15 protein-coding genes are annotated in these 14,754 nt (G+C 36.4%); 8 read left to right on the forward strand and 7 right to left on the reverse strand.

Annotated features, from left to right (window positions below):
• Nucleotides 1-26: 26 nt before the first annotated feature.
• From BELBA_RS03865 to arsB, 5 genes are all read left to right on the forward strand, one after another.
• A complete protein-coding gene (locus tag BELBA_RS03865) occupies nt 27-1,097 on the forward strand; it encodes a 6-bladed beta-propeller (protein WP_157466052.1) in 1,071 nt (356 codons plus the stop codon).
• A 279-nt stretch (nt 1,098-1,376) separates the two neighbouring features.
• Nucleotides 1,377-1,706 carry an ArsR/SmtB family transcription factor gene (locus BELBA_RS03870; protein ID WP_014771443.1) on the forward strand — a complete coding sequence of 110 codons (330 nt, stop codon included), beginning with the start codon at nt 1,377-1,379 and terminating at the stop codon, nt 1,704-1,706.
• An 81-nt stretch (nt 1,707-1,787) separates the two neighbouring features.
• The gene (locus BELBA_RS03875; RefSeq protein WP_014771444.1) at nt 1,788-2,330 is read left to right on the forward strand and encodes a DUF6428 family protein; all 543 of its coding nucleotides are present in this window, start codon (nt 1,788-1,790) and stop codon (nt 2,328-2,330) included.
• Between the two features lie 83 nt (nt 2,331-2,413).
• Nucleotides 2,414-3,025, forward strand: coding sequence for a low molecular weight phosphatase family protein (locus BELBA_RS03880; RefSeq protein WP_041779222.1), 612 nt, complete (start codon nt 2,414-2,416; stop codon nt 3,023-3,025).
• A 262-nt stretch (nt 3,026-3,287) separates the two neighbouring features.
• Nucleotides 3,288-4,316, forward strand: coding sequence for an ACR3 family arsenite efflux transporter (arsB, locus tag BELBA_RS03885; protein WP_014771446.1), 1,029 nt, complete (start codon nt 3,288-3,290; stop codon nt 4,314-4,316).
• A 1-nt stretch (nt 4,317) separates the two neighbouring features.
• Here arsB and BELBA_RS03890 read toward each other — a convergent pair whose 3' ends face one another.
• Nucleotides 4,318-4,611: a type II toxin-antitoxin system RelE/ParE family toxin gene (locus BELBA_RS03890; RefSeq protein ID WP_014771447.1), complete on the reverse strand. Its 294-nt coding sequence runs from the start codon at nt 4,609-4,611 to the stop codon at nt 4,318-4,320.
• Between the two features lie 2 nt (nt 4,612-4,613).
• Entirely contained in the window at nt 4,614-4,847 is a 234-nt protein-coding gene (locus BELBA_RS03895; protein ID WP_014771448.1) for a type II toxin-antitoxin system ParD family antitoxin, read from the reverse strand.
• 162 nt (nt 4,848-5,009) lie between these two features.
• Between BELBA_RS03895 and BELBA_RS20050 the strand changes: the two genes are divergently transcribed.
• Genes BELBA_RS20050 through BELBA_RS03905 form a run of 3 tightly spaced genes read left to right on the forward strand, consistent with a single transcriptional unit; the run spans nt 5,010 to nt 8,218 of the window.
• The gene (locus tag BELBA_RS20050) at nt 5,010-5,438 is read left to right on the forward strand and encodes a carboxypeptidase-like regulatory domain-containing protein (protein WP_052307609.1); all 429 of its coding nucleotides are present in this window, start codon (nt 5,010-5,012) and stop codon (nt 5,436-5,438) included.
• 3 nt (nt 5,439-5,441) lie between these two features.
• Nucleotides 5,442-7,466 carry a histidine kinase gene (locus BELBA_RS19950; protein WP_052307610.1) on the forward strand — a complete coding sequence of 675 codons (2,025 nt, stop codon included), beginning with the start codon at nt 5,442-5,444 and terminating at the stop codon, nt 7,464-7,466.
• Complete coding sequence (locus BELBA_RS03905; RefSeq protein ID WP_014771449.1) at nt 7,466-8,218, forward strand: LytR/AlgR family response regulator transcription factor; 753 nt, start codon at nt 7,466-7,468, stop codon at nt 8,216-8,218. Before BELBA_RS19950 ends, BELBA_RS03905 begins: the two co-directional genes overlap by 1 nt.
• A gap of 119 nt (nt 8,219-8,337) precedes the next feature.
• On the opposite strand, the gene BELBA_RS03910 is transcribed toward BELBA_RS03905, so the two are convergent.
• From BELBA_RS03910 to BELBA_RS03925, 5 genes are all read right to left on the reverse strand, one after another.
• The gene (locus BELBA_RS03910) at nt 8,338-10,053 is read right to left on the reverse strand and encodes a TonB-dependent receptor plug domain-containing protein (RefSeq protein WP_342626403.1); all 1,716 of its coding nucleotides are present in this window, start codon (nt 10,051-10,053) and stop codon (nt 8,338-8,340) included.
• A complete protein-coding gene (locus tag BELBA_RS20055; RefSeq protein WP_245531127.1) occupies nt 9,969-10,532 on the reverse strand; it encodes a carboxypeptidase-like regulatory domain-containing protein in 564 nt (187 codons plus the stop codon). Before BELBA_RS20055 ends, BELBA_RS03910 begins: the two co-directional genes overlap by 85 nt.
• A gap of 96 nt (nt 10,533-10,628) precedes the next feature.
• Nucleotides 10,629-10,934 (reverse strand): hypothetical protein, encoded by a 306-nt coding sequence (locus tag BELBA_RS03915; RefSeq protein ID WP_014771450.1) that lies wholly within the window; start codon nt 10,932-10,934, stop codon nt 10,629-10,631.
• Nucleotides 10,935-10,966: 32 nt separating this feature from the next.
• Complete coding sequence (locus tag BELBA_RS03920) at nt 10,967-11,728, reverse strand: hypothetical protein (RefSeq protein WP_014771451.1); 762 nt, start codon at nt 11,726-11,728, stop codon at nt 10,967-10,969.
• Nucleotides 11,729-11,833: 105 nt separating this feature from the next.
• Nucleotides 11,834-14,716: a TonB-dependent receptor gene (locus BELBA_RS03925; RefSeq protein WP_014771452.1), complete on the reverse strand. Its 2,883-nt coding sequence runs from the start codon at nt 14,714-14,716 to the stop codon at nt 11,834-11,836.
• Nucleotides 14,717-14,754: the final 38 nt, after the last annotated feature.

A 14,754-nucleotide genomic window follows, 5' to 3' on the forward strand; every position in this document is an offset into this window, starting at 1 on the left:
TATTTTAATTTATTATGTTAAGATCTTTGAGTACTATTATTGTAATTGTCTTTTTATTTTCTTGCTCAACAAAAAACACAGAAGTAAATCAAGACGGAATTAAGAGAATTTCTATGGGAACTGAATTCTCAAATACGATTGATTATTTTTCTGATACATCATTTATACCTTTGGAATTCTGTGAAGACTGTATTGTAGGCGACATTCACAAAATATTAAAAGTAAAGGATGGATTTGTTATTTCTGATAAAAACATTTCAAATCAAGTTTTTAAATTCAGCGATAATGGAGTATTCCAATTCAAAATTGGTGATAAAGGAGATGGGTTAGGCAATTATTTATTGCCATTTGATATCAGTTTAATTCCTTCTACAGATCAGATTGCGATTTTAGATCAAAATCAAAGAAAAATTATTTTTTATTCATTAGAAGACGGTAGTTTTCTTAGAGAGTTACCTATCAATTTCCAAGCAAAATCAATCCAGTTTCTTTCTCCTAATACTGTTGCTGTTCATTTTGACGGTAAATTTTCTGGAAATGAAAAGGATTATTTAGGTGGAATCCTTGATTTAAAAAAAGGTGAATTTATTTATCTAGGAGTTAATGATTTCTCTAAGACAGATCAAAATAAAACTGCCGGAGATTTTTATTTTTCAGGTCATGAACTCATTTTTTCGAAGTCTTTAAATGATACTATTTATAGTGTTTTTGAAAAAAAAATCACTCCTAAATATTTTATTGATTTTGGGGAGAAAAAAGTTTCGGACGAGATAAAAATACTTCCTTTGATGGATATGCGAATGCGTATGATGCAAGAATTACCTCATTATCATAACGGTAATTTTATTGAAAATGATAATTTTTTGTTTTTCTTGTGGTGGGGAAAAGATGAATTTGAAAATCTTGCATTTTATAATAAAGCGAATGATAAGCTTGACCTTATAAAGGGGCGTGATCAAATAATTAAGAGACCTTTTTTTATGGATAATCAATATCTTTATTCTTTTCTCACAAACTCAGATTATGAAAGCTTAAACACCGAGCCTTTTTTTGGATTATCTCAAAATCAAGTCATTTTAAAAGTTGAACTTAAATGATCAAGGTGAAATTTTATTACAGGATTCTTTGAAATCATAAACGTAGCTAAATATTCTAATTCAACTGGTGACAATAGTTTCCTAATTCATGATAGGTGTACTTGTAGAAAAACACAAACTAATGAATATGATAGATTTTATCCACCATTTCCCAAACTAGAAAAGCTACTGACATTCATTAGAATTTAAATCAAATTATTTTTTTTTATCAAGATTACATCGTAATATTGCAATGTAATTAAATTCATCCTTCTACCTTCTTAATTCCTCCTTTATAAAATGGGTGTCACCAAAACAGACCTCTTCACAGAAAAGCAAAACGAACTGGCCAAAATCGCCAAAGTATTTGCCCATCCTGCACGTGTTGCCATCTTGGAATATTTGATCCAATCCAACACCTGCATCAATGGAGATTTGGTGCAAGAACTGGGACTAGCCCAAGCGACAATATCGCAACATCTCCGAGAACTCAAGGACATTGGCTTGATCAAAGGAAGCATAGAAGGTGTTTCTGTGAATTATTGTATTGACCCCATTCGATGGGTAGAAGTGCAAAACCTATTTCAAGAGCTATTTGACGGCTTTCCAAAGATATCTGGATGCTGCTAGGAATTGTACGAAGTACAATGTACCAAGTATGGTGCAGTCTTGGTACTTCGTACTTGGTACTTGGTACAAAAAATACAAACTATGAAAACTAAAGAGTTTACCCAAATCCTACAAGAAAACCCTGAAAAGGCACTTTTCTTCGAGTATCAAAGTGGTCAGTATGTAAGAACTGACTATCACATCACCGAAATCAAGAATGTCAATTTCGACACCGTGGACTGCGGTGGCATCCGCAATGAATGGTCAGAAGTGCATGTACAATTATGGGAAAATGAAATCCCCGAACCGGATCATTCAGTAGATAGTGGAAAAGCGATGAAAATCTTTGATGTAGTCAATAAGGTAAGAGAAATTTACCCAGATGCTGAAATCAAGTTTGAATATGGTAATTCGGTATTTCCAACAGCAGTACTTCCTGTTCACAACATCAAGGACAGTGGCAATGCCTTGATCGTGCAACTCACACCCGACCAAACAACTTGCAAAGCCAAAGACAGGGCCACCACTCCAGAAGAAAAAGCTGCCGCTTGCTGCGGTCCAGTATCCGAAAAACCCAAAATCAGAGTTTCACTTGCTTCCCTTCAAACCGCTAATAGCTGCGAACCTGGATCGGGTTGCTGTTAATTCATTGTACGAAGTACAAAGTGCCATGTACCAAGTAAGGTGCAGTCTTGGTACTTCGTACTTGGTACATGGTACAATTTACTATGAACTTATACCCTATCCTCCAATCCCACATCGAGCAGGCTCAGGCACTGCCGATTAGCGAAGAACGCAAAGCTGTACTCCAAGTCCTGATTGATTACATCCAAAAGAAAATTGATCAGCATCAGGAGATCAACTTGAACTACATCTGTACCCACAATTCTCGAAGAAGCCAGTTTTCGCAGATTTGGGGAAAGGTGGCTGCTGCTTATCATGGGATTGATATCAACTCTTTCTCTGGAGGGGTTGAAGTAACCGCTTTCAATGAACGTGCAGTAGCTTCTATCAAAAGATTTGGTTTCAAAATCAGCAAAGAAGGGGAAGGCAATCCTAAATATTTTGTCCTTTACTCCGAAGATGAAGATCCGATCGTGACTTTTAGTAAAGTTTACGATGATGCAGCCAATGCTCCAAAAGGTTTCGCTGCAATCATGACTTGTTCTCACGCAGATGAAAATTGTCCATATATACCAGGTGCTGAAGCCAGAATTCCTGTAAGATATGAAGACCCAAAAGCCTTCGATGACACACTTGATGAAGAGAAAAAGTATGATGAAAGATCCCTTCAGATTGCTTCGGAAATGCTCTTTGTTTTCTCAAAAATAAAAAAATGAAATAAAATAGAAATATGCTTCGCGAAATATTGTTGAAATAAACTTTGTAAAATCCGAGTGCCACGGAGGTCCTACAAACAAAGTAATTCGGGATATAAAAGAAATAAGCCTTCGGCGAAATAAATAGGAAAATAGATTTACATATCAGAAGACAGGTTCGCCGAAATATTATAAAACCCTATTTCCAGTTTATTTCTACATTACTTCAATAATATTTCAACTGTATTTCTATTGTATTTAACATATATTAATTGAACAAAAAATGTCTGAAACCAAAAAAATCGCCTTTTTTGAAAAGTATCTTACAGTCTGGGTCGCCTTGTGTATAGGAGCAGGAATTCTGATTGGACATTTAGCGGGTGAGGACATCACTTTTTTGTCGGATATGGAGATTTACAATGTCAATATTCCAATAGCGATATTGATCTGGTTAATGATCTATCCGATGATGCTACAGATTGATTTCAGTAGCATCAAAGGAGTGGGAAAAGCTCCAAAAGGTCTGATTTTGACTTTGGTGATCAACTGGCTGATTAAGCCATTTACCATGGCATTCTTTGCTTGGATATTCTTTGACAAGTTGTACTCAGCTTATATTGACCCTGAACTTGCTGGAGAATATATCGCTGGAGCTATCCTTTTGGGTGTGGCACCTTGTACAGCGATGGTTTTTGTGTGGTCTTATCTTACTGATGGCGATCCTAACTATACTTTGGTACAGGTTTCTGTCAATGACTTGATCATTTTAGTGGCATTTGTCCCTTTAGTTGGCCTATTACTAGGTATCACAGATATTACAATTCCTTATGGCACATTAGTCGCTTCGGTCTTGATTTTTGTGGTCGTTCCTTTGGTCGCTGGCGTACTCACAAGTAAAATTATGATCCGAAGCAACGGTGAAGCTTGGTTTAAAACTGAATTTCTACCAAAATTTAAACCTGTCAGCATCTTCGCTTTATTACTTACTTTGGTATTATTATTTGCTTTTCAGGGACCAAATATTTTGAACAACCCATTAATCATTGTATTGATTGCCATTCCACTAATCATTCAAACCTATTTTATTTTCTTTCTCGCTTGGTTTGGTGGCCGCAAACTCAATCTTCCCCATGCCATTTGTTCTCCAGCTGCGATGATTGGAGCAAGCAATTTCTTTGAGTTGGCCGTAGCCGTGGCGATAGCTTTGTTTGGATTGCAAAGCCCAGCTGCTTTGGTGACTGTTGTTGGCGTATTGGTAGAGGTTCCTATTATGCTGAGCTTGGTTGCTTTGGCGAATAAGTGGAGGTATTAAGTCAACCAAGATGAACTTCAATGTCCATACTTTCATGCAAAATCCTAACTATTTCAATGTCTAAATTATCAATTAGAAGATAAAAAACTATATGTCGACCAACCCAAAACTTCCGGTAGTTTAAACGGATATAGTCACATTTAAGACCTTTTTCTGGAGCTATGGACAAAGAAAAAAACACATCATCAAGCTGCTTTAAATAATTATCCCTTTGTCTGATCCCCCATTCTTTATGGGTGTATCGGGCAATTGTTTTTAAGTCATCTTTTGCTTTTTTGGTTAAAAAAAATGCCAATATTATTCTAAGTTAAGTTCTTCAATTAATGAATCTAATGAATAATCGGCTCTTCCACTTGCCTCTCCCTCAGATAAAGCCTGTCTTATAGCAGCCAATTTTGTTTCCTTTTCCTCTAAAAGTCTTAAAGCAGCCCGTACAGTTTCACTTGCTGAACCATATCTGCCATTCTCAATTTGCTTGCTTATAAAATCTTCAAAATGAGATCCCAGCGTTATACTTGTATTTTTTGACATGTAGTTAAAATTAATCTACTCTTTTCAAATATACCAATAAATATTATTCAGTGGTACATACATCTTATTTTATTGCACTTCAGTCACCAAATTCTACACTTCAGTAATCTTTAATTTTTTCTGAATACGTTTTCCCTGAGTTTTGAATCAAAGTTCAAAGCCATGAAAGCATTTGCCATCTTCTTTTTATTTATTCTGACCCAACAAGTCCTCGCCCAAACCAGCATCAAAGGTGTGGTGAAAGATCAAAAGGGGGAAACGATTCCTGGGGTAAATATTTTTCTCAAAGGAACTTACGAGGGTGTATCCTCAGAAATAGACGGAAACTATATACTTGAAACCACATTGACTGGAGAATATATCCTTGTCTTCCAGGCGATGGGTTATAATTCCTTGGAAAAAGAAATCTCACTAGAAGGAGAATCGCTCATTTTAGAAGTGACACTTCGAGAAGCAATCAATGAAATGACTGCTGTAACCATCAGCGCTGGAGCAATGGAAGCATCAGATGAAAAAAAAGCTGTGGTACTCAAACCTATCGATATTGTCACAGTCCCATCTGCGATGGGTGATATCATTGGCGCATTTTAGACTTTGCCAGGTACAGCAAATGTTGGCAATGATGGACGACTATTTGTTCGCGGTGGCGATGCTTCTGAGACAACTATTTTCATTGATGGAATGAAAGTAGCCAATGCTTTTGGCACCACTGCATCAAACGTTCCTACGCGTACAAGATTTAATCCTAACCTCTTCAAAGGATCATTTTTCAGCACAGGTGGTTATTCTGCAGAATATGGACAGGCATTGTCATCAGCATTGGCTCTCAATACCGTGGATATCCCTTTGAGAAATCAAGGAGATGTTAGCATCATGTCCATTGGGGGAGGTTTTGCACAAACTCTTACAAGTGAAAAAAATAGCATTACAGCTTCTGCAAACTATTTCGACTTATCTCCATACCAAAGTCTAATCAATCAAGACTTCGATTGGGAAAGAGCACCTTTCGGATGGGATGCTGAAATAGCCGCTAAACAAAAATGGGGGAAAAACGGCATGGCCAAAGCCTATGTCCATACGGAGTCAAGTGGTATGAAAATCTGGAACAAACAACCTGACTCGGAAGACAGAGGTCAGCTAGTGGATGTCAGCAACAAATATACTTTTGCCCAAAGCTCTTTTAAGCAAGTAGGAAAAAATGACTGGAGCTATTATGGAGGATTTTCTTACTCCAATAACATCGATGATTTCAATATCGCAACAGATGAAATCAGAAATCAAAACAAACTATATCATGGAAAAATGGTAGCCATCAAAAGCTTTTCTGATAAATTTTCTATAAAAACAGGATTAGAATCATATATGACCCGATATTCTGAGCAATTAATTTCGCAGGATCTGAAAAGGGAAATCTCAGATAATCAGTATAATCTTTTTACAGAGGCCGACTACTATTTAAGCAATAAGTTGGTGTTTCGAGGAGGTTTACGATCAGGACATAGCTCCTTGGCAAACCAAACTTGGCTTGATCCCAGATTTTCACTGGCATACAAATTTGAAAACGAAGGGCAGGTTTCTTTGGCCGCCGGAACATTTAGCCAAATGCCATTAGAAGAACTCAGAATCATCAATCCAGCGCTTCAGAACACAAAAGCAGAGCACTTGATTTTGAATTATTTCATCAACAAAAACGGAAGAACTATCCGTGCTGAAGCATTCTACAAAGGATACAATAACTTGATAACCTTTGAAGGGCAGCGATATAATTATCAAAAAATAGAACAAACTGGAGAGGGATTTGCCCAAGGCTTTGACTTTTTCTACAGAGATCAAAAATCAATCAAGAATACAGATTTTTGGATCACATACAGCTTTATAGATAGCAAAAGACAGTTTGCCATGTTCACCCAAATGGTGCAACCTTCCTTTGCTCCTCGCCAAAATGCTTTGATGCCAACAGGTATAGAAGTGATAATTATTACCATATTCATTGCGAGATCTTGGCTTTTTGAGTGGAAGATTGCTGCAATTGAAGCAGAGAAACTCAAGTCTGAAAATATTGCAAGTCAATATCAATCGTTAAAAGACCAGTTAAACCCGCATTTTTTATTCAATTCATTAAATGTGCTCAGTAATTTGGTCTATGAAAGTGCAGATAAATCAGCTGAATTTATACAGCAATTGTCACGCATTTATCGCTATGTGTTAGATGTACAAGATGAAGAATTGGTAAGCTTGGAAATGGAAATTGATTTTGCGCTCAATTATTTGAGTCTTCAAAAGATCCGGTTTGAGCAAAGTTTGGAATTCCACATAGATGTCTTCGAATCAAAAGAATGGTCGATCCCACCCCTATCACTTCAGTTGCTTCTTGAAAATGCCATCAAGCATAATGTAACGAGTGTAACTAAGCCATTGAAAATTTGGATTGGCATAGAAAATCAAAAGTTGATCGTGAAAAATAACATTCAACCCAAATTGAATAAAAAAGCAAATTCCGGAATCGGTCTCAATAACATCACAAAACGGTACAACCTTTTGAGTGAGACTTCACCGGAAATAACTCAAACTGAAAAAGAATTTATCGTCAAACTGCCTCTACTGAAAGTTTCCAAATAATGAATATCCTCATCATAGAAGACGAAAATCCGGCTGCGAAAAGACTGATGCAGCTAATCAAGGAAATTCTTCCTACGGCAATTTTGTATGGGAATTTAGATAGCGTCGAGTCATCAATTGACCGGCTAAGTTCGAATCCTGCGCCGGATTTGATTTTCTGTGATATCCAGTTAGCTGATGGATTAAGTTTTTCGATTTTTGAAAATATCGAGGTCAATTCACCTATTATTTTTACAACCGCTTTTGATCAATATGCCATCAAGGCGTTTAAACTCAATTCCATTGATTACCTCCTCAAGCCAATCGACCCAAAAGAATTGAAGCATGCCATAGAGAAATTTCAACAGCAAACTCAAACCCCAAATTTAGATTTCAATAAAATTAAAGAGATAATTCAAGCTGAGAACAAAACTTATAAAAGTAGATTTCTAGTCAAAATCGGTGAAAAAATTCAATCTATTCCAACTTCAGATGCTGCATATTTTTACAGTGAAGAGCGGATTACTTTTTTGAAAACTTATGAAAACAAAAAATTCGTCTTGGACTATACCTTAGATCAGCTTGAAAATATGCTCGAACCCAAACAATTCTTCAGACTGAATAGAAAATACATTACCTCCTTTTCTTCCATATCCGAGATCCATACCTACTCAAACAGCCGCCTAAAAATCATTCTAAAAGACTGTTCGGATAATGATATTTTGGTAAGTCGTGAAAAAGTGGGGGCGTTTAAAGATTGGTTGGATGGCTGAGGGAATTTAGATTGTAAGTTAACTAACTTAACTTTTCATGATACATAGATTCACATTCTATTTTGAAAAAAATTACGCCTAATACTTAGATTGTAATCTAAATATTAGGCATAAATCTTCTATTTCAACCTCAGCTTCACTCCTCCATTGATGACAAAGCCGTCGAGTGGTGCATAGATTTCTCGGAAACTAGGATTATCTATACTTCCTGTGAAAATGTTGTCAAATCGGGTTTGGCGCGCATCAAGAAAATTTTCAAAATTGATAAATACCGAAAATTTCTCCCAAATCTTCTCCGCCATAAAGCCCATGATCCAATAGGACTGCCCAACTGAACCATCACTCAAGCGTTGCTGACTGAAATAGTAGGACTCCCAGCCAATTTTCCACTTGTCATGAACTTCATAGAAAAGCACGGAATTGATTCTGTGTTTTGGAGTCAAAGGATTATCTCTCACAACTCCACTTGAATTGATTCGGGCATGAGTATAGGTATATCCCATAAACCACTTGAAATCCCGAAATGTCCATTTTAGATTGGTCTCTGTACCCTTAGTATCACTAAAACCATCTATGTTGACAAATCTGTATTGAAAACCGGCCGCTTGCTCTAAAAAGAGGGGTTTGTCTAGGTAGGTGTAGAAAAATAAGTGGTTGACGCTGAAAAACACTTGATCATTGAACAACGCAGTCTTATAATTCAAATCCCAATTGAGCCCATAACTTTTCTCCAAAGTATTGAATTCAGGATTGATAGGCTGAATATCTCTGTATTGCAGCCTTTCACTTTCTTCTGTGAAAATAGTCGGTGCCTTGTATCCCAAGCCGCCACCAAACCTAGAACTGAAATTTAGATTTGCCTTGTACAGCAATGCTACTCTTGGTAATATTGCCAGACCATAATCCAATACATAATCCGTTCTCAGACCAGATTCCAATACCCATTTTTTACTCAAGTTGGTATTGTTCTGTACAAAAGCACCAAAAGTATTGAGGTTATAATCTCTCACTGGAAAACTGTTGGTTTGTTCTTCTTTGAATGCTTCTGTCCAGAGATTCCCTCCAATCACCCAATCTGTTTTCTCCCGATCTAGTCTATAATTGACCTCAGTAAATGTAGATTGCTGCACAGCATTGAAATCATAATTTCGAGTTCCAAGTTTACGATCAAAGTGATTATAACTATTTTTGACTTGAAGTTTGCGCCCTTCTCCCATTTCGTGATTCAGAACAAACTGACTGCTGATTCGTTCACTAAGATTCCTTTCGAAAAAGGCTTGTTGATTTTCTCGATTTCCATTGAGATAATTCATATTTCCACCCACTCGATCTTCAAGAGATAAATTCAAACCAAATTCGACATCAGTTCTAGAAGAAGGATAAAGAAAAACTTTTGGACTGAAAGTAAACCGATCGAACTTTGGGATAGCACTCAATCCAATATCTGCTGGATCAAATGGAGCATTTGTGTTATATGCTGCAAAGATAGTAGTGCCAATTTTTTCATTTCGCTTCGCATAAAAACCTGACGCATCAAATCCACCTGCGTTTGTTCCATTGAGAACAAAGCTCAACTCGCTTTCCTCAGTAGGTCTTTTTGAGATCAAATTGACCAACCCTGCTATAGCTCCTCCACCATAAAGTGTAGAGGCAGATCCTTTGATCAGCTCCACTTGCTGCAAATCCAGTGGCGGAATCTGTAGCAATCCGAGACCACTTGCAGCTCCAGAATAAAGCGGAAAGCCATCTTTCAAAATCTGAGTATAACGTCCATCCAAACCTTGTATCCTGATACCTGCATTGGCTGATGTCGGAGAAGTGACCTGTACTTGAATACCTGTACTTGAATACCTGTACTTTCACTCAGGAGCAACCTAATATCACCTGGCTTCATATTGACTTTTTCATCCAATTCCTCTCCAGCGATAAACTCCACCCGGGTAGGAATATCTTCAATCGAACGGGAACTTCTAGTGGATGAAATAGTCACAGTTTCCATTTCATCATGTGACTCGTGTAGGAAAATTTCGATAGGCATATTTTGAGCATCCCCAGGCCAATTGATCGTCATTTCTTTATTTTCGAACCCAATCAATTGGAATCTCAAGGTAATTTTTCCACTTGGAGGATTTGAGAAAGTGATCGTACCATTTTCATCAGATACAGCCCCTTGCCTATTTTCTAAAATAAGCATTGCAACCCCCATCAAAGGAGTTTTTTCATGTTCTTCTTTGACAACTATCCTGAGATCCTGTGCCCATAAAGTGGTGACTATACTCAGCCAAAATAGGCTAAATAGGCATATTTTTTTCATAACATTTTATGTAGTGTTGGGAAAATTGAAATGTAAATCCTCTTTAATCTGAGTAGACAAAGAAGGAAAAGCCATTTTATGGCTATTGTAAAAAAATTAAGATTGCCTCGGGGGTTGCCAGATTTGTATGCTTGATATAGGGTATTTTGGTTGGATCAGAATCGTGTTTGTGATTTGAACAAGGTCAAATTCAAGCCCTTCGAATTGCCATACCATTTCATAGACAAAAAGTGAGTACAACTTACAAACTGAAAAAGGAGGACAGCATTGATTGTCTGCGTGATCAGATTCATGTTGCTCTGTATGCGTTTCACCATGATCACAATGATCTTCTGCATGAACAGGAGTCAACATCATCATAATCAGATAGAATAGCAAAGCAAATGAAAACGCTTTTTTCATAATCTAAAAATAGGGAAAAAATCAGAAATCTACTATCTCCCAGATTGAGCAAGAACGAGCTGAGACTGAATCAGATTTTTCATGGTTTTGATTCTTTTTGAACTGTAATAAGATTCTGCTTGATTGATATAATTGTAAGCCAAATCTATTTCACCTTTATTATTATGAAAAATAGCTTTATTAAAGTATTCAAGTCCTTTTAATTCACGAACATCAATAATTTTAAAAACTATAGGATTCAATATTTCTGAAACTAATTGATGGGTTGGCTCTAGATAATAAGCATCTTTGGAAGGAATTACCTCTTCAAATTCTGCTAGATAGGCCTCCACTTCTGCAGGCTTATATATAAACCCATCAAAATTGTCCGTCGATTCCAAAATCAAAGATTTACCATCCAAATTCACACGAACAAAAACATGAAAAGAGGTTTCAATAATTTCAAAGTCAAAGCCATAAGTATCAAGGAAAACTGATAAAAGTAAAGATCCACTAACACAATCAAATTTCCCCTCATGCATCAACTCCTCAATTCCTGAAAACTGAGTGTACTTTCCTAAAAGATATTTTTGACTTCTATAAAAAAGCAATTTTAGAAATTTTTGACTTTTCCCATATTTTGAAAAATCAGCCTTCAATTTGCTGTTCATTTTTTCAAAATTTGAATTCTGTGTCTCCCAATGCGATATAAAGTTTTCTAAAGAAAAATCCACTTCCTTGTCATCATTTATAGGCATAGCCATTCCCTGAAAGGAAATGAAAATTGCCGAAATAATGAAAATGAAGCGCTTCATGTTCTAATGTTATCAAATTGTTAAGTGAATTTAACAATAGATTAACATTAAAACAAAAAAGCCCTCGCCAAAATTGGTGAGGGCTTCAAAAATTAGATTTTAAACTTACCAAATATTGTATCTAACACTTAATGAAACTCTCCTGCCTGGTCTTAGGCTTGAGAAGATCTGATCATTAGCATTGAACATTCTGAATACTTCTTCTTTTCTATCATCCAAAAGATTGACCACATTCATTGATGTTTGCAATCTTTCTTCTTTACCCCAAGTCTTGTTGATATTAAAATTCAATGCATGGAAAGGAACTGTGTAAGTATCCGTTCTATTACCAAATCCTACATAATTCAAAGTAGATCCTTGTACGTTGTAAAACAACCCAGCTTCAATTCCCGAAATCATACTATTATATGAAATTCCAGTATTGATGATGTATGGAGCTTGACCAGCCATTTGTCTTGTTCTTGCCACATTTTCACCTTCTCTTGAAGTCAATTGTCTTGATCTAAACTCTGATTCTGACATATCGATTTGAGATTCAACAAATGTTACGTTTGCATTAAAGAAGAAATTTTCAATTTTTGGAGTGATAAATCCAAGAGATTTTCTCAATTCTACTTCTACACCAAGCACTGTACCGTTACCAACGTTTCTTGGCTGAAATGCTCCAGGATCTGAGAGAAACTGAACCATTTCAATCGGTCTATCAAACATTTTGTAAAATACACTTGCTGAAATAATTTCATTTCTACCAGTGAATTTTTCCCAACGCACATCAAAATTATTGATTCTGGTGGCTTGAAGATTTCCATCCCAAAGGATTTCTGTTCCACCTTCAGAAGTTTCAGGGAAAAGTGCTCCTATAAATGATCTACCTGTGATTGGATCTAAGATTTCAGCAAAAGACAATTCTTTGAAAGAAGGTCTAGCGATTGTTCTGGATGCAGCCAATCTGATATTTTGATCTTTGCCAATAGACTGTACCAAATTCAATGTAGGGAAAAAGTCCAAATCATCAAGCACTTTTTCATTATCAAAAATGATGGTGTTTGTTTGATTTGTACCTGTATAATATTGTGTGTACTGCTCCACTCTCAAACCTACTATTGCTTTTAGATTTGGCAATGGGTTGAATTCATTGGAAACATAAGCACCGACATTCGCCAGATTTGAATTGTATTGATTTGGGTTTATCGGAATAAATGTCGGGTCAAATCTGATTCCATTTCTATTTTCAGCTGAGAAGAGGTTTTCTTCTAATAAAACTCGATTCGGATCACCATCAAACTGAGTGTTACCAGGATTGAACTGGAAACTCTCTATTAGGAAATCTCTGTTTTTATAAACATAAGCCCCACCGAATTTCAATTTGGCAGCTTTTCCTTTGAACATATAGTTATCTGTCAAATCTACATTTCCAAATAAACTTTGTTCATCTAAGCTTCTCCATATTCTCGTTGGAAGACCAACTTCAGTACCTATTGTATTTGTGGGAACCCTAAATCTTGTAATTCTTACATCTGGATCATTGATTGAACTCAAACTTGGAGAAACTTTCCAGTTCAGTTGCCATTTACCACCGTTCAAATAGTGACTTGCGCTTAGCAAAAGATTGGTTAAAGCACGTTCACTGTATTCGATATTGTATTGATCAGCTTCAAATTCAGCTCCCAAATTCGTGTTTATGAAATTAAAGTTCGCCACTTTTGATTCACCACTTTGCAATCTCAAAAAGTTCAATTTGATTTTTGTGAAATCAGACTTAAAAGCCAAACCAGCAATTCCTCCTAACAAAACATTGTTTGTAGAATAATCACCTCTTGACCTTTCTAAAGGCTCAAGATTAAACTCATTTGAATTTCTAGGTTTTGCAAAAAGATTAAATTCTGCATCATTGTAATATTCAGTTTCATTTCTATAAGTCAAAGCAAAGTTATAACCTATACTTTTATCCTTTATACTTAGCTGATCTCCAATTGAGTAACCCAAATTAAAATCCATAGGACTTGTGCGTCTAGATCCGCCTAGAGTAGGGTTAAACTTGCCCAAGATAGATTGAAAAAGTTGTCCTTTTTCTGAATTTGGATTTCCGATTACTTCAGGAAATTGAGGGATTTCAGCAACACCAGCTGTAGGGATTGCTCTACCACCATCATCAAATCCTAACCAATCTGTTTTTCCTCCTTGGACAGCAAGAGCATTTGGATTAAAATGCATACTTGGATTATATCCACCTGAGATATTGACCGCCATAGTTTTCTCTTCAGGAAAGTCTTTGGTTTCAATATTCACGACACCACCAGCAAAATCAGCTGGAAGCTCTGCTGTAAATGATTTTGATACGACAATATTATCAATCACATTGGTAGGAAAGATATCCATTTGAATGGCATTTCTATCTGGATCCAAGCCTGGTACATCTACCCCGTTCAAGACAGTTTTTGTATATCTATCCCCTAAACCTCGAATATATACATATTTACCACCTTCTACAGATACACCTGTCACCCTCTTGATTGCCGAAGCGGCATCTCCATCACCAATTTGCCTAAATGTAGAACTTGATATTCCATCCATTAGATTGGATGCATTTCTTTTGACAGACATCAAAGCAGCCTCGGTAGTTCTAATAGCTTCAGCGGAAATTGTCACGGCTTCAAGATCAGAGGTGTATTCTGACATTTTTAGATTTTCCATGACCAATACTTTTCCAGCTTCAACAGTGACATTGGAAATGTCAACAGGATTGTAAGAAATGTAAGAAAGCTTTAAGGAATGAACTCCTGCTTCAATTTGGATTTCGAAATCACCATCGAAGTCAGTAACAGCTCCTATTTGAGTTCCAACTACGAGAACTGAAACTCCATAGAGTGGTTCCCCAGTAGATTCATCATAAATTGTACCCCTAATTGTTCCTTTTTGAGCAAAAGAATAGATTGGAGCTACAGTTAATAATATGGCAATAATGGATAGAAATAATGACTTTTTCATATTTCAAGAATATTTGTTACAGCTTTTGAACGTTTATA

This window comes from Belliella baltica DSM 15883 (genome assembly GCF_000265405.1).
In the GTDB taxonomy this organism is placed as follows: Bacteria; Bacteroidota; Bacteroidia; order Cytophagales; family Cyclobacteriaceae; genus Belliella; species Belliella baltica.